The sequence below is a fragment of the Azospirillum himalayense genome, assembly GCF_042657465.1.
In the GTDB taxonomy this organism is placed as follows: Bacteria; Pseudomonadota; Alphaproteobacteria; order Azospirillales; family Azospirillaceae; genus Azospirillum; species Azospirillum himalayense.
This window is the reverse complement of the sequence record NZ_JBHSLC010000122.1, coordinates 37,094-51,738: the sequence shown is the minus strand read 5'-3', so window position 1 is coordinate 51,738 and position 14,645 is coordinate 37,094. Positions and strand designations below refer to the sequence as shown.

Below are 14,645 nucleotides of genomic sequence, written 5' to 3'. Positions count from 1 at the left end.
CTTACGCTCCCCTCGGAGAACCCCGGTCGGAGTCCCGGTCGAAGTACTGAATCCGCTTTCCAGGCGGAAGAACGGCGTTCAGGAGCATCTCCAGACGCCGCGGATTTTCCTGACGCGCGATGGATACCGCGCCGATGGTGTAGAGAGTCTTGACGAGCGCGTCCTCCTCCGCCGTCCGCTCCACCTTGGCGGCCAGCGGGGCCAGCGCGACGTTGCCGAGCACCGCCCCGTAGAAGGTGGTCAGCAGGGCCAGCGCCATCGCCGGGCCGATGCTCGACGGGTCGTTCAGGCTGCCCAGCATCTGGACGAGGCCGACCAGCGTGCCGATCAGCCCCATGGCCGGCGCCACCTCCGACGCGCGGCGCAGCACGCCGGCGCTCTTGACCTTGCCGGCGCCCGAGGCCTCGACCTCGCCGATCAGCATCCGCTCGATGTCGTCGGGCGGCAGCCCCTCGGCCACCAGCGTGACCGAGCGGTGCAGGAACGACTCGTGCTTCAACTCCGGCAGGACGTTGCGCAGCGTCTCCGGCGCGCGCCGCGCCGCCTCGGCGAGCAGGAGCACCTGCCGGGCCACGCCGCGCGGGTCGCTGGTCCGGTGGATCAGCACCGCACCGGCGTCGCGCCACGCGATGGCCACGTCGGACAGCGAGAAGGAGGCGGTGGTGACCGCCAGCGTGCCGCCCAGCACGATGATGAGCGACGGCGGGTCGACGAAGGCGCGCAAACTGCCGCCCGACGCCATGGCGACGAAGATGACCACGGCGGCGGCGGCCAGACCGACCAGCGTCGCCATGTCCACCCCGCCCCGCGGCCGGGCGGAACGCCCGCCCCGGCGGGACGATTCAGCGCTGTCTCGTGTGAGGCTCATCCGCGGTCCGACTTGATGATTTCGGTCATGGTGATGCCCAGCCGGTCTTCCACCACCACGACCTCGCCGCGGGCGACCAGACGGTTGTTCACGTAGATGTCGATGGCTTCGCCGACCTTGCGGTCCAGCTCCACCACCGCGCCGCGCCCGAGCTTGAGCAACTGGCTGACCTGCATGGTCGATTTGCCGAGCACGGCGGAAATCTGGACGGGGATGTCGTAGACCGCTTCCAGATCCTTGGCTGGACCCAGGCCGGTCTCATACTCCGCAATGTCGCTGCGGCCGCCGCCGTCCAACTCGTCGAGGGAGAAGCTGTCCTTGGCCATCGAAGTCTCCAGAAGCCCTTAGAACCTCAAAAAATCCTGTTCGCCGCAATCGGTCCGCCCGGGGGTCAGCCCGGCGGCGCTTCCAGCAGGCCGGCCATCCGCCGTTCGATCTGGGCGAGCAGGCCGGCGGTGTCGCGCTCGACCCCGCCTTCGGCCCACTCGATCCGGCAGCTTCCCGGCGCGAGGCCGGAATCGCCCACCACCATCAGCTTCGCGCCGAAGCCGCGGGCTGCGATCACCTGGTCCAGATGCTCGCGCACCGCGTCCACCGTGTCGTCGGCGACGCGCACCACCAGGCGCGGCTCGTCGATCAGGTCGGTCAGGCAGGCGCGCACCAGCCCTTCCACCTCCATCAGCCCGCCGCGCCGCGCCAGTTCCGGCATCAGCTTGCGGACGATGGCCAGCGCGATGTGCACGGGCTGGTCGGCCCGCTGGGCGCTGGTCGCGTAATGCTCGTTCAGCAGATGCTGCACGCCGTTGCCGACGGTTTCCAGCGCGTTGGCGATCCGCGCCTGCACCGTCGCCTCGATCTCGACGCGGGCCTGCTCGTAGCCGTCCTTGCGGCCGGCGTTGTTGCCGTCCACGAAACCCTTGCCGTAGCCCGTCGACTTGCCGGCGGTCTCGCCCTCCGCGAAGCCGGCGGCGCGGGCGGCGGCCAGATCGGCCTCGCCGAACACCGGCGGCGGCGGTTCGGGCGGCAACTCCGGCTCCGGTTCGGGCTCCGGTTCCGGCAGGGGGATGTTGTCGAAATAGTCGTCGTCGGCCTGGAGCTGCCGGCGCGGCGGCGCATCCACGTCGAAGGACTCGTCGAACAGGAATTTGCGGACCGAACTCATCGCGTCAGCTCTCCTGATACAGCCAGTTGCGCAGGATCGACACCGCTTCCTCCGGATGCTTCTCCACGATCTCGCCCACCTTGCGCAGCGAGGAGGCGCGGACGCGGCCTTCGACGCGGTTGATGTCGATCATCTGCTCCAGCTCCTCGTCGGCCTGGGCGGCCTCCAGGGCGAGGTCCTGGGCCAGCGCGCCGGTCGGCGCGGCCAGGGCGGCGGGCATGCCGCTCTGGTCGGCCAGCAGGCGGTCCATGTCGTCCTCCTCCTGCTGGTCGGCCTTCTCGAAGGCGCGGGTGATCAGCGGGCGGATGACCAGCAGGATGATGAGGACGGCGACGATGCCCAGCACGACCATCTCCGCGATGCGGAACAGGTCGTCCTTGGTCATGCCAAGGAACAGCTCCTCCGGCTTCTGGACGTCGTCTTCCGGCGACCAGAAGCGCATGTTGATGACTTCCAGCGTGTCGCCGCGCACGGCGTCGAGGCCGACGGCGGAACGGACGAGCGCCTTGATGCTCTCCAGCTCCTGCTCCGGCCGCGGCTGGTAGGCCGCCGGGTTGCCGTCCTTGGGCAGGCTGTAGGTGCCGTCGACCAGCACCGCGACCGACAGGCGCCGCACCTGCCCGGATTCGCGGACGTGGTTCTTGGTGGTCCGGCTGATCTCGTAGTTGATCGTCTCTTCGCTGCGGTTCTGCTTGTTCTGCGAGATCGGGCCGGCGTTGTTGCCCGACTGCGCGGTCGGCAGGTTCTGGTCCACGGTGACCGGCGACAGCGGGTCGCGGTCGTGGCTCTCGTTCGCCTCCGTCACCGTCTGGGTGGAGCGGACGACCTGGCTTTCCGGATCGAAGATTTCCGACTGGGTGGTGATGCGGTCGAAGTCGAGATCGGCCGAGACCTCAGCCCGCACCTTGCCGTAGCCGACGGTGCGGCCCAGCAGATCCTCGATGATGCGGGCGATGCGGCTCTCGTAGGCGACCTTCTTCTCCTCCGCCGAGGCCAGCATGGCGTCCGCGCTGTCGTTGCCGGTGCCGCGGGCGAGCAGGGTGCCCTTGTCGTCGACGATGGAGATGCGGCTGGGATCGAGGTTCGGCACGGAGGCGGCGATCAGGTGCTGGATCGCCTGGATGTTCTCGCGCGACAGCTGGGCGCCGGGGCGCAGCTTCAGGAAGATGCTGGCCGTCGCCGGGTTCTGCTGGCGCGCGAACAGCTCGCGCTTGGGCAGCACCAGATGGACGCGGGCGCTCTGCACCCCGTTCAACGTCTGCACCGTGCGCGCCATCTCGCCTTCCAGGGCGCGCAGATGGTTGATGTTCTGCATGAAGCTGGTGGCGCCGAAGCCTTCGCCCTTGTCGAAGAGCTCGTAGCCGATGGAGCCCCCCGACGGCAGGCCGGCGGCGGCCATCCGCATGCGGGTCGGCCCGACCTGCTCGGCGGCGACCATGATCTTCGTGCCGGTCTTGTCGACCGTGAAGGGGACCTTCGCCTCCTCCAGCTTCTTGGCGATGGCCGCGGCTTCGGTGGGCTGGAGTTCGGCGTAGAGAAGCTCCATCTCCGGGGTGGAGAGGCGCGTCATCAGATAGACGAAGAATCCGATCAGAAGCAGGCCGACGCCACCGATGGCGGCCAGGCGCGCGGGACCCAGGTTGCGCAAGGTCTGCAGAAGGTTGTTCACGCGCTAGTCCCCGATCGGATGCCCCGGTGAATGTCCGGGAAGTTCTTGATTTCGCAGACGCAAAAAAGGAATTTGCAAAAACCGCGCCGGTCCATGCTTTCCTGCGCATGCTGGGCTGTCTTGATGAAGAGAGCGTTAATCCGTGGGCAGAATTTGCCCAGTGACCGGCAAAATGTGCCTACCGTCGCGCGCCCGCAACGCTCCTTTGCCGACCAATGAGCGAGGAGCAGCGGTACGATTCTCCACAAAAGCGCGCCTGTCGGATCATTTCCAAGGCAAGCAATTAAAAGTTACCTCGAAAGAAAGAATGATATGCGTGTATATACCCATTCTCTTTCTAGGGTTTGTTCGGACGTAGGTAGTAAATATTGCAACGGTGGTTGACTTTGTGATCTCGACGTCATAGCTGAGTTGCAATGGTCGCTTGTCCGATACCAAAAAGATCGTGGCACAAGCACGTCGGAATCTTTCCAACGCAAAACCGAATGTTGCTTCGCGCGACATAGGGCTTTGCCACCGTTACCGATGGGGGAATGCCGTGAAAAAACGTGGACGTGAGAAGAAGGAAGGCCTCAACGAGGTCGATGTGTTTGTTGGGCAGCGCTTGCGCGAGTTGCGGATGCTTGCCGGTTTGAGTCAGAGCGACGTGGCGTCGGCTCTGGGGCTGACCTTTCAGCAGCTTCAGAAGTACGAGCGTGGTTTCAACCGGGTTTCGGCCAGCCGGCTGTTCAAGCTGGCGCAGTTCTTCCGGGTCCCGGTCTCCGTCTTCTTTGAAGGGCTGGAAGAGCGCCACGCGGCCCAGGAGGCGGGAACCGTCAGCCCGCAGGCGGAGGAGTCGGAGGGCACGTTGCGCTCCCGCGAGGCGCTGATGCTCGCCCGCTATTTCCAGAACATCCGCGATCCGGAGATCCGCGGAGCGATCCGGGAGTTGGCCGAACGCTGCGCCGATCAGGCCGACGGTGCCGGCGACCCGATCCTCGGCGAGGATGTGGGGGTTGTCGATCCGCCCGCCGTGCGGGGCCGCCGCGGGCGCGGCGCCGGCCACAGCGTCGGGCAGGCGTGAGGCACGGGCGGGGAGAGCCGGGGGCTTCGCTCCACGCGGCTCACCCGCCCGGTTCAAAGGCTCTCCGGTTGAAAAGGCCTCCCGGTTCAAAGACATGCCCGGCCCTGTCGTCAATGGCGGGGCATGGCGGGCCGCAACGCTTCGTCGCCTCAAGCCCCCTGAGAGGCGTCCGGGCGCGTGGGCCGACGCGCCGAGATCGACCGTAGCGCCGGGGTCAAAAGGAAAAAGCCAGCAACCCGTCGGGGTTGCTGGCTTCATGATGGTGGAGCCAAGGAGGATCGAACTCCTGACCTCTACAATGCCATTGTAGCGCTCTCCCAGCTGAGCTATGGCCCCACTTATGATCAGACCAACACAAGATGTGTTGGTGCGCTTGGAGGGACTCGAACCCCCACGGCCTTTCAGCCACTAGGACCTGAACCTAGCGCGTCTACCAATTCCGCCACAAGCGCATCGTCTGCTCTTTGTCCCGCGTCCCTTGGGGCGACGCGGGAGCGCTGATATAGCCGTGCCGTTGCCGGCGCTCAAGCGAAATCTATCGAGGCCATCATTTTTTCGGAGGAGGGCGCCCGCTTCCTTCGGTGCACCCCGGACACGCCCGACGCTACGACTTTCCCCCTTTCGCGCGGAACTGGCGCGGTCGCTATGTTCAGTTTGCCCCAAGGGCGTGTGCCTCCCTGTTTTGCACCTCAAGGGCCCGCCGTTCGATCGGACGGTGGGCCGCTTTCTTGTCCAGGGGGCCTGAGCCCTCTACAGGGAAAGACGCTCGCCCTCCGCGCCGGTCACGGCCGCCGCCGTCTTCGCCTGCTTCGCCATGGCGCGGTCCAGAACGCGCCGGAGCTGGCGCGGCGTCACCGGCTTGCGGACCACCTCCAGCCCGTGCGCAGCGGCGTCCATCTCGCATTCGGGACCTGCCTCTCCGGTCAGGATCACCGCGGGAACGTCCCATCCGGCCATGGCGCGGACGCGCACCACCGCTTCCGTTCCGACACGTTTTTCACGCAGGCGGTAATCGACCAGCATCACGTCGGGCATGCGCCCGTCCGCCTCGATCTTCGCCACCGCCTCGTCGGTGGAGCCGGCGATCCGCACCTCGTAACCCCATTCGCGGAACATGTCGCGCAGCCCCAGCAGGACGATGGCGTCGTCGTCCACCAGCAGGGCGCGCGGAGCTTCGCCGCCGCCGGTGAAAGCGGAGGCGGCGACCGGCGGCGGGGCCGGGGCCGTCTCCACCGCGGCCAGCGGCACGGTGATGGCGAAGACGGACCCGCGGTCCGGCTGGGATTTCACCTCCACGGGATGATCGAGGATCGCCGACAGCCGCTGCACGATGGCGAGGCCGAGACCGAGGCCGCGCGCCCGGTCGCGTTCCGGGTTGTTGAGCTGGTGGAACTCCGCGAAGATCAGGGTCAGCTGGTCGGGCGGGATGCCGATCCCGGTGTCGCTGACCTCGATCCGCACGTGGCCGCCCTGCGTGCCATGGCCCTCTGCCCCAATGCCCTGCGTCTGGACGGTGATCTGCACCGCCCCGCGCTCCGTGTACTTGATGGCGTTTTCCAGCAGGTTGCGCACCATGCGGCCCAGCAGCACGCGGTCGCTGAGCACCGTCGCCGCATGGTCCTGCACGATGCGGAAGGCCAGATTCTTGCTCTCCAGGATCGGCGCGTAGGAGGCGGCGAGCTCGTCCAGCAGGCTGTTCAGGGGGAAGGGCTCCACGCGCGGATCGACCGCCCCGGCGTCCAGCCGCGACACGTCCAACAGGCTGTCCAGCAACCCCTTCAGCGTGTCCAGGCCGCGCTCCAGCATTTCCAGGCTGCGCTGCCCCTGCTCGTCGCGGATGAAGCGGTGCAGGATGCCGGTGAACAGGAACATGGACTGCATCGGCTGGCGCAAATCGTGGCTGGCCGCGGCGAGGAACTTCGACTTGGCGCGGTTGGCTTCGTCGGCCTCCTCCTTGGCGCGCTGCAGCGCCTGTTCCATCGACTTGCGCTCCCCGACGTCGCGCAGCGTGCAGATCGCCAGGGTCACCCGTCCATCCGAATCGCGAACCGGAGTGGCGCTGACCGACAGGGTCATGGCGGTGCCGTCGGGCCGGGTGTAGGGCATGTCCTCCTGCTCCATCGTCTCGCCCTGCCGCAGGGCACGGGACAACGGGCAACTCCCCTCGCCGAAGCAGGCGCCGCCGTTGCAGGCCCGCGTGCCGTCGCAACCGCAGCCGGCGGCAGGTGGCGGCGGGCCGCCGAGCAGGTGGAGCGCCGTGTCGTTGACCTTGACGATCCGCCCGCTCGGCGCCTCCGCCACCAGCAGCCCCGAGGGCAGATGATCCAGGATGGCGGTCAGCAGGCTGCGCTCCGCCTCCAACTGCCGGGTCAGGAGCGTGCGCTCGTCCTCCAGGCGCCGGCGCTCGGTGGCGTCCCGGAAATAGAGGGCCAGGCCCTTGCGTGACGGGAAGGCGCGCACGGCGAACCAGACGCCGCTGCGCGGCCCCTGCGTCTCGAACTCCACCGCTTCGCGGTGCTCCATGGCCTGCTGCAGGGTCCGCCCGGATTCGCCGGCCATCAGCTCCGCGAAGGCCTGCCGCCCGTTCCGGCCAATGGCGTCCCCGGAATCCGGCAAGAGGGTCCGTGCCCGTTCGTTGACGAAGACGACCCGCCAGGACCGGTCGAGTTCGGCCACGGCGTCCGTCGTGCTCTCCAGGACCGACGCTTTGTCGACCACGGTCTCCACCATCCGATCGCGCACGCGCAGGAACTGCCGCATGCCCCAGGCCGCCCCCAGGCAGGTGAGCAGGAGCACCCCGCCGAACAGAGCCAGCGAGAAGAGCATGGCGTCCCGGACCGGGCGCATCGCGGCATCGCGGTCGATCCCGATGGCGATCATCGATTCGCGGGTGCCGGTGTCGAGGGGGGCGGACACCACCATCCGTTCCGTCCCGCCGGTGTCGAAGACGGCCGCCGACCGTGTTCCCCGCGCCGCCCGCATGGCCTGGAGCATGGCGGTGGGCAGGGGCTGCCCGATGGCCTCGGGCGCCTCCGGCAGGCGCGCCACCGCATGGCCCTGGCGGTCGGCGATCACCATCTCCATGCCCGGCGGCAGGGGGCGGCGGCCCAAATTCTCCTCCAGCCAGCGGGCGTCGAGAAGCACCGTCACCACGCCGCCCAGGGGGCCGTCTAAGGGGCCGCCCGGCATGCCCTCCGGCGACGGGTAGGCCAAGCGGAAGGGCAGGATGGGGCGTTGGTTGGGATAGCGCAGCCCATACTCGCCCACCGCCAGGGCGCCGGTGGCCAGTGCGCTCTGGAATGTGCGGATGCCACCGAGATCGACGCCCAGCGAGACCGGGTCGGTCGCGCACCACACCCGGCCCTGCCGGTCGGCCACCTCCACCGACAGATAGGCGGGATAGCGGGCGCGCAGCCGGTCCATGGTCTGCTGGCAATCCGGGGGTCCCGCCTGCGGCACGCCGGATTCGACGATGGTCGCCAGCACCTGCCGCGCCTCCGCGGCGATGCGCTGCTGCTCGGCGTCCAGCAGGTCGAGAAGGCGCAGGGTGTCGTTGCGCACCTCGTTCTCCCGATCCTGCCACAGGCTGTACTGCGTCATGAACTGGAGCGCCGCGAGCGGCACCACGGCGGTCACGATCAAAAGAAACAGACGCAGATAATGGGGCATCGCCAAGGGAATCTGATGAAGGAAGTCGGCCATCCTTGCGCCCGAACGGGCCGAACCGCCGCAGGTGGCAACCGGAACAGGATCGTCGGTGGTGGATGTTCTCCAAACTCCACAGGGCGTTCATGCCACATGGGCGCGCAGATGCAACGATTAACGGGCCGGATAACTCCATTTTGCTTCCGCGTCAGGGCGCACCTCAGAGGCCATCGGATCACGGGGCGCCACCACCGGGTGGGCGGAGGCTGTCATAGCGATCGACGCACCGGTCGTGTCCGTGCGCACCGCTTCTCCCAAAGCCATCCGTTCCCGCCGGCGGGCTTGCGCGCAATACGCAGCGATTGCGGCGGACGTAACCACTCCGAGCAAACCAGGGTCCCGTTCGCAACGAATCATTTTCATGGCACCGCTCGCATTCCGGTAATATTTCTCGATTGTAATTGGTGCCCCTGCCACCGTCTTTCCGTGCGAGCCGACCATGCCGTGGAGCCGCAACCCCTCCTACCAAGCCATCCTGCTGCTGCGCCGGCACAGCCGGGAGTGCCGCGGGCTGGAAACGCGCGAGTATCTGGTCGCGGTGGAGCGCCGGATGGTCCAACTCATCGATTTGGAGCGGCGCGAGACGCGCGACGGGGCCGCATCGCCGATCCGTCAGGCGGCGGAGTGACCCTGACCTTCGGCGTATTTCAGAACGGTAATGTCGTAAGCCGCTCCTGAAACACAACCGACACAGATCGGTGTTAAAGGCCAAAGTGTCGTTCATTGACACGAGGCCGCCGCGTTCATGGCTCTCCCGACCGAAATGGCCGGCACCGACACTGCCAACGGCAGGGAGGGTTGCGACGTCACCCTTTGCACCGTGCCCACCGAATCCATCCACAGCCGCATCCGGCGCGTCCATCAGCGCGCCACCGCCATGCTGAGCGAGGCTCTGGCCGCTTTCAACCTGACGGCGCCGCAATGGGCGGCGTTGGCGGCGCTGCACCAGCACGGGCCAATGTCGCAGATCGACCTGGGCCGCAGCATCGCGATGGACCCCGCCACCATGCAGGGGGTGGTGGTGCGGTTGATCGACCGCGGCTACCTCCTGCGCAGCCCCGACAGTCTGGACCGCCGCCGCAATCTGGTCAGGCTGGCCGACAGCGGGCGTCAGGTGGTGGAGGCGGCCGGGCCGGCCATCGCGCAGGCGGAGGCCGAACTGACCGGGCGCCTGTCCGTGGACGAACGGAGCCGGCTGGCCGAACTGCTGGCCCGCCTGTGCGCATGATCCCCGGCGGTTTCCCCACATTCAAGTCGTAACGGTGGGTAGGGCCAATGGTCCGGGTTAGCCCGAGTTATGCACATTCGCCTGAACGGCGTCCTTGACTCTGCGAATGTTGCTTTTTTGTTTTTCCAGACTTGTTTGGAACCGCTGAAACCCACAAAAGTCGGGCAATTCCGCCTTTTCAGAGGTGCCTGAAATTTAGGCAATTCGCTCAAGGTCGCGGATTCACGGCCATGCTCACAGGTTGCTCCCGGATTCGCTCACAGAGTTACCCACAGCTTCTGGGGATATCCCGATATTGCGGATAGAGTTGCCCCCGCCGGTCCCTCCTCAACCGATCACCCGCCACTGCCCATCCGGGTCCAGGCAGGCGGTTCCGACGAGCGTCGCGGGGCGTCCGCCAACGACGCCGGGCATCTGGAAATCGCGGCAGTAGCGCCCGCCGGGGCCGAGATAGGTGGGGGAGGTCCGGGTGGCCAGCGGTGCCGCCGGAACGGGCTGGGGAACCGGCACATAGACCACGGGCGGCGGTGGAACATAGACGGGGGGCGGAAAGCCGAAGGCCAGCGGCAGCGAAATGCTGAAGCCGAAGAAATTCCCTCCATGCCAGCCGCCGGCGAACACCGGAGTCGGAGTCATCAAAAGGACGGCCAGGAGCAGGGCGCACAGCCGCGCCGAAGCCGGGAAGGGGATCATGACGCACCTCCGCCGCGGCGCGGGACGGGGCGCCGCCGTAAGAAAGATGGGTACGAAAAAAGGCGCCGTCGAGACGGCGCCTTTTCTACGTTCTGCAAAGCCTGACCCTGCGCGGCGGCATCACATCGCCGTGCGGACGGCCTCGGCCCCGTTGCGCGTGTCGGCGGCGCGGGCCGGGGTGGCCGTGGAGGAGGACTGGGCGGGCGCCGGGGCCGGCTGCGGGGCGGCGGCCGGAGTCGGGCGGACGGGCTTCGGTTCCACCCGGCGCGGGGCCGAGACGGTTCCCGCGGCGGCCGGGGCCTGGCTGGCCGACGGAGCGGACGAGCTGGTCGGCACGTCGTCGTAGATGCCCGGATGCACCCGCACGGTGCCGTCCGTCTCCACCGTGGAGGTCCAGTAGACGAAGCGGACTGGGACGGCGTTGGGCAGAGAGACCGTCTTGGTCTTGCCGCTGTCGAGCTGCCGCTCGATCGCCGCGGAATCGAGCTTGGCGGGGCGCAGCAGCGTCTCCGCGACCATCCGCGCGTCGGCCAGCCGCACGCAGCCGGAGCTGGCGGCGCGCAGGTCGCGCTCGAACAGCCGCGGGTCGTTGGTGCCGTGCAGGAAGATGCCGTCGCCGTTGGTCAGGTTGAAGCGGAAGCGGCCGAGGGCGTTGTCGTCACCCGGCTTCTGGACGATGCGGATGCGCTCCGGCGTGACCTGCCACCAGTTGATGCTTTCCGGCACCACCTCGACCCCGTCCAGATAGACGACGGCGTCCTTGATGCCGGTGTTGCCCTTCTTGCGCAGCACCGGCAGCTTGTCCTCGACCAGCACGGTCGGCGGCACGGTCCAGGTGGGGTTGATCGTCACGCTGGTGACGCGGTCCTGGAGCAGCGGGGTCTGGCGCGACGGGCGACCGACCACGGCGCGCATGGTGAAGTTCAGCTTGCCGCGCTCGATGTAGGACACGGTCTGGCTGGGCAGGTTGACCAGGATCACCGTGTCCGGAACCGACGCCTGGAAGGCGCGCATCGACGCGGTGGCGCCGCGCATCAGCTTGGCGGCCTCCTTGGGCGTGCGGTCGAGCGCCTGGCGCGTGACCTCGCCGACCTTGCCGTCCTGCATCAGCCCTTCGGAAAGCTGGAAGGCGCGGACGGCGGTCTCGAGGTTGTCGTCGAACGTCTCGGTCCACTGCTCCTGGTTCAGGAAGCCCAGCTCGATCAGCCGGGTGGACAGGCGGCCGACGCGGTCGGCGGTGCGCGCCCGCACCTGGATGGTCAGGGCCGGGGGCGGGGGCAGCACCTCCACCACCGTGCCGGGCGTCGCCGTTCCGCTGAGCGCGTTGCCGGGCGTCGCCGACGGGTCGGCCTGCTGGATCGGTTCGGCGGGCGGGGTCACGACGACCGTCGGAACCGCCCCGGCGGCGGGGGCGGTGCCCTCCGGCACGTCGGACGGGCGGACGGGGCCGGGGGCCACCACGTCGACCATGCCGCCGTCGCCCTTCTTCAGGACGGAACCATAGCCCACACGCGTTTGCTGCACGCGGGGCATGGCCTCCAGTTCGGCGGCGCGCTGGTCGATCCGCGCGATCCAGGTCCCCACGACATCCCGGCCCGTGGAGGTGCCCGAAGCGGTGGACGGCGCGGCCTGCGCGGGCAGGGCGAGCAGCCCGGCGAGGAGGCACGCGGCGACCCTCGCTCCGAGGGCGGGCCGGGCGCAGGTGCGAATGGTCGTCAGCATAATCGAAGCATCCCACGCGGCGATGAACAGACGGCTAACGAAAGGCTCTGTCCATACGTGAGGTCGCACGGACGACACGCGGGAACCAGCGCCCTTTCGGCATAAGACATCTGACGCCCGCGGCGGCGCGGCACAAGTGACATCGCGCCGGATGATGCTTCTGTGCCACAATGTGCACAGCAGAGTTGCCGCTGCGACACAGGCAACGGGAGAGGGGCGTCCGACTGTTGGTAAATGGCGCCGCTCACGCAGGGACCGCAAAATCACACAAGGCGCCAGAGATTCGACACATTTTTTGTTAACCGCTTTCAGGGTACAGGAGGCGACCATCTCTCCATCCGGTCGCCATCATGCCGCGTTCGCCGTACGGTTTCGTTCTGCCGCTGCTTCTGTCCCTGGCCGTCGCCATGCCGGTCGCCGTCAACCCTGCGGACGCCCTCGCCAAGGCGGCCCAGGAGACGGTGCACAAGCAAGCGCCCAAGCCCACCGCCAAGACGGCCGCCAAGGCTGCGCCCCAGAAGGCCGCAGCGTCCAAGACCGCGGCGAAGCCCGCCGCCGTTCGGACCGTGCACAAGGCCGCCACCCACAAGGCCTCTTTGCGCAAGGCCGCCGTCCATCGCACGGGCAAGGCGCGCCGCGCGGGCCGGGTCGCCGCCGGGGCCGCCGCCGGCACGGTGGCGGGCGCCGCCGTCTTCCGCCCGGTCCACGCCTATGTGCTGATGGACGCGCAGTCGGGCCGGGTTCTCGATTCGGAGAACGCCGACACGCTGACCTACCCGGCGTCGCTGACCAAGATGATGACCCTGCTCCTGACCTTCGAGGCGCTGGAACGGGGCACGCTGCGTCTGGACCAGGAACTTCCGGTGTCCCGCCACGCCACCAACCAGAAGCCGTCGCGCCTGAACCTCGCCGTCGGCTCGACCATCCGGGTGGAGGACGCGATCCTCGCCCTGACCGTGAAGTCGGCCAACGACGTCGCCGTCGTGCTCGCCGAAGCGATGGGCGGCAGCGAGGAGCAGTTCGCCGAGATGATGACCGCGAAGGCGCAGGCGCTGGGCATGGCCAGCACCACCTTCCGCAACGCCTCCGGCCTGCCGCACAAGGAACAGCGCACCACCGCCCGCGACATGGCCCGCCTGTCGCGCGCCATCGTGTCCCGCCCGGCGCGGGAATACGCCTACTTCTCGCGCACGCGCTTCGACTGGAACGGCACGGTGGTCCCCGGCCACAACCGGCTGCTCGGCCGGGTCGAAGGCTATGACGGCATCAAGACGGGCTTCATCAATCTGAGCGGTTTCAACCTCGCCGGCAGCGCCAGCCGCAACGGCCAGCGTCTGGTCGCCGTCGTGCTGGGCGGCACCACCGCCGCCTCCCGTGACCGCGAGGTCGCCGAACTGCTGGAGCAGGGCTTCGGCGCCGCCCCGCCCAAGCAGACGGTGGCCGTTACCGACGTGAAGGCCGTCCGCTGAACATGTCTCAGGGGTCCGCCGGCCGCTTGCGGTCGGCGTGGCCCAGAGGCTTGTCCGGGGCGATGTGGTCGCGCACCCGCTGCTTGAGTTCGGTGATGTCGGGGAAGCGGCCCTCCTCCTTGCGCGACCAGACCACCGCCGCGCCGTGCCGCACCTCGAAGATGCCCCCGGTGCCGGGTATCAGGGTGACGCCGCCCAACTCGTCTTCGAAAGTGGTCAGAAGCTCCTGCCCCATCCAGGCGGCGCGCAGCATCCAGCGGCACTGGCGGCAATATTCGATCTGAAGGATGGGCCGGTCGGGGGCTTCGCTGGTCACGGTCCGCGCTCCTGTCGTTTGGGCTGTCGTCGTCCTAAGGGTGCTGCCGAACGGCTTGTCTTCCAAGCCCTTCGCGCGACTCCGTTCGAAAAGGGGGCGTTGCGGCCTCCCCACAGAGCGGTATTGCCAAAGACGTTTTGCCTCACGGGCCACTCTCGCGCTTTGCTGGGGTCGGACCAACGAGGTGGAGCATGCCGGTACACACAGCCAAGCGTTTGTGGAGCGAGGAAGCGGGCTGCGGATTCTGCATGCGGTCGGAAACCGGTTCCCTGTGGTGCCGTGGCCTGTGCCGCGACATTTCCCTGACCGAGCTGGTGCACCGCGTCCACGCGGTTCGCGACAACGCCATGCGGCTGGAGGTTTCCACCCTGCTGGTGACAAAGCCGGCGCCCCTGCACGCCGTGCCGGACGACAAGGACGCCCCCGCCGCCCGCGCCGCCCAGCTCCGCGGTGCCGCGGTGGACAGCATGGTCCGCAGTCTGCACCGCCTGCGCAGGAGCGCCAACGCCGTGGCGCGCTCCGCCGACCGGCTGGAGGCCACCCGCAACGCGCTGGGCCTCGGCAAAGAGGAAACCGCGGCCGCCGAGCCCCCTTCCGCAGGCCGTCCCCTTTCCCTGTGCCGCCCCAATCGGGTATGACGCTGGTGACCGTCGGGAACGGCCGCCGTCATGCGGCTGTCATGGTTCTGGCGTAAACAAGGGCCTTCGTCCGCATACCGGGGCACTCCAGAGGAGGCTCCGGACCGGCGGA

General features: G+C 68.2%; 14 protein-coding genes and 2 tRNA genes. 6 read left to right on the top strand and 10 right to left on the bottom strand.

Annotation, left to right across the window (positions count from 1 at the left end; genetic code table 11):
* Position 1: 1 nt before the first annotated feature.
* From ACFPMG_RS34505 to fliF, 4 genes are all read right to left on the bottom strand, one after another.
* Positions 2-868, bottom strand: a complete 867-nt coding sequence (locus ACFPMG_RS34505) for a motility protein A (protein WP_114858039.1) — start codon at positions 866-868, stop codon at positions 2-4.
* Positions 865-1,194, bottom strand: a complete 330-nt coding sequence (fliN, locus tag ACFPMG_RS34500; protein WP_014198330.1) for a flagellar motor switch protein FliN — start codon at positions 1,192-1,194, stop codon at positions 865-867. Before fliN ends, ACFPMG_RS34505 begins: the two co-directional genes overlap by 4 nt.
* Before the next feature lie 65 nt (positions 1,195-1,259).
* A complete protein-coding gene (locus ACFPMG_RS34495) occupies positions 1,260-2,030 on the bottom strand; it encodes a FliH/SctL family protein (protein WP_377000601.1) in 771 nt (256 codons plus the stop codon).
* A 4-nt stretch (positions 2,031-2,034) separates the two neighbouring features.
* Positions 2,035-3,699, bottom strand: coding sequence for a flagellar basal-body MS-ring/collar protein FliF (gene fliF, locus ACFPMG_RS34490; protein ID WP_377000599.1), 1,665 nt, complete (start codon positions 3,697-3,699; stop codon positions 2,035-2,037).
* Positions 3,700-3,725: 26 nt separating this feature from the next.
* Between fliF and ACFPMG_RS34485 the strand changes: the two genes are divergently transcribed.
* Both ACFPMG_RS34485 and ACFPMG_RS34480 read left to right on the top strand, forming a co-directional pair.
* Positions 3,726-3,863, top strand: coding sequence for a hypothetical protein (locus ACFPMG_RS34485; protein WP_377000597.1), 138 nt, complete (start codon positions 3,726-3,728; stop codon positions 3,861-3,863).
* Positions 3,864-4,123: 260 nt separating this feature from the next.
* A complete protein-coding gene (locus tag ACFPMG_RS34480) occupies positions 4,124-4,762 on the top strand; it encodes a helix-turn-helix domain-containing protein (protein WP_377000595.1) in 639 nt (212 codons plus the stop codon).
* Positions 4,763-5,022: 260 nt separating this feature from the next.
* Here ACFPMG_RS34480 and ACFPMG_RS34475 read toward each other — a convergent pair.
* The 3 genes from ACFPMG_RS34475 to ACFPMG_RS34465 form a co-directional block, all read right to left on the bottom strand.
* Positions 5,023-5,098: transfer RNA gene (locus tag ACFPMG_RS34475), tRNA-Ala, on the bottom strand.
* A 29-nt stretch (positions 5,099-5,127) separates the two neighbouring features.
* Positions 5,128-5,214: transfer RNA gene (locus tag ACFPMG_RS34470), tRNA-Leu, on the bottom strand.
* A 298-nt stretch (positions 5,215-5,512) separates the two neighbouring features.
* Positions 5,513-8,464, bottom strand: coding sequence for an ATP-binding protein (locus ACFPMG_RS34465; protein ID WP_377000593.1), 2,952 nt, complete (start codon positions 8,462-8,464; stop codon positions 5,513-5,515).
* 442 nt (positions 8,465-8,906) lie between these two features.
* Here ACFPMG_RS34465 and ACFPMG_RS34460 point away from each other — a divergent pair, with 442 nt between their 5' ends.
* Positions 8,907-9,095 (top strand): hypothetical protein, encoded by a 189-nt coding sequence (locus tag ACFPMG_RS34460; RefSeq protein WP_377000591.1) that lies wholly within the window; start codon positions 8,907-8,909, stop codon positions 9,093-9,095.
* Positions 9,096-9,212: 117 nt separating this feature from the next.
* Complete coding sequence (locus tag ACFPMG_RS34455) at positions 9,213-9,695, top strand: MarR family winged helix-turn-helix transcriptional regulator (RefSeq protein WP_377000589.1); 483 nt, start codon at positions 9,213-9,215, stop codon at positions 9,693-9,695.
* A 327-nt stretch (positions 9,696-10,022) separates the two neighbouring features.
* Here the strand turns inward: ACFPMG_RS34455 and ACFPMG_RS34450 are convergent, their stop codons facing one another.
* On the bottom strand, positions 10,023-10,388 hold the full coding sequence (locus ACFPMG_RS34450; protein WP_377000587.1) for a hypothetical protein: 366 nt from the start codon (positions 10,386-10,388) through the stop codon (positions 10,023-10,025).
* A 120-nt stretch (positions 10,389-10,508) separates the two neighbouring features.
* On the bottom strand, positions 10,509-12,110 hold the full coding sequence (locus ACFPMG_RS34445) for a L,D-transpeptidase family protein (protein ID WP_377000585.1): 1,602 nt from the start codon (positions 12,108-12,110) through the stop codon (positions 10,509-10,511).
* Between the two features lie 350 nt (positions 12,111-12,460).
* Here ACFPMG_RS34445 and ACFPMG_RS34440 point away from each other — a divergent pair, with 350 nt between their 5' ends.
* Positions 12,461-13,579: a D-alanyl-D-alanine carboxypeptidase family protein gene (locus tag ACFPMG_RS34440; RefSeq protein WP_377000583.1), complete on the top strand. Its 1,119-nt coding sequence runs from the start codon at positions 12,461-12,463 to the stop codon at positions 13,577-13,579.
* A 7-nt stretch (positions 13,580-13,586) separates the two neighbouring features.
* Here ACFPMG_RS34440 and ACFPMG_RS34435 read toward each other — a convergent pair whose 3' ends face one another.
* Complete coding sequence (locus ACFPMG_RS34435) at positions 13,587-13,895, bottom strand: Rdx family protein (protein WP_377000581.1); 309 nt, start codon at positions 13,893-13,895, stop codon at positions 13,587-13,589.
* Positions 13,896-14,086: 191 nt separating this feature from the next.
* Here ACFPMG_RS34435 and ACFPMG_RS34430 point away from each other — a divergent pair, with 191 nt between their 5' ends.
* The gene (locus ACFPMG_RS34430; protein WP_377000579.1) at positions 14,087-14,533 is read left to right on the top strand and encodes a hypothetical protein; all 447 of its coding nucleotides are present in this window, start codon (positions 14,087-14,089) and stop codon (positions 14,531-14,533) included.
* Positions 14,534-14,645: the final 112 nt, after the last annotated feature.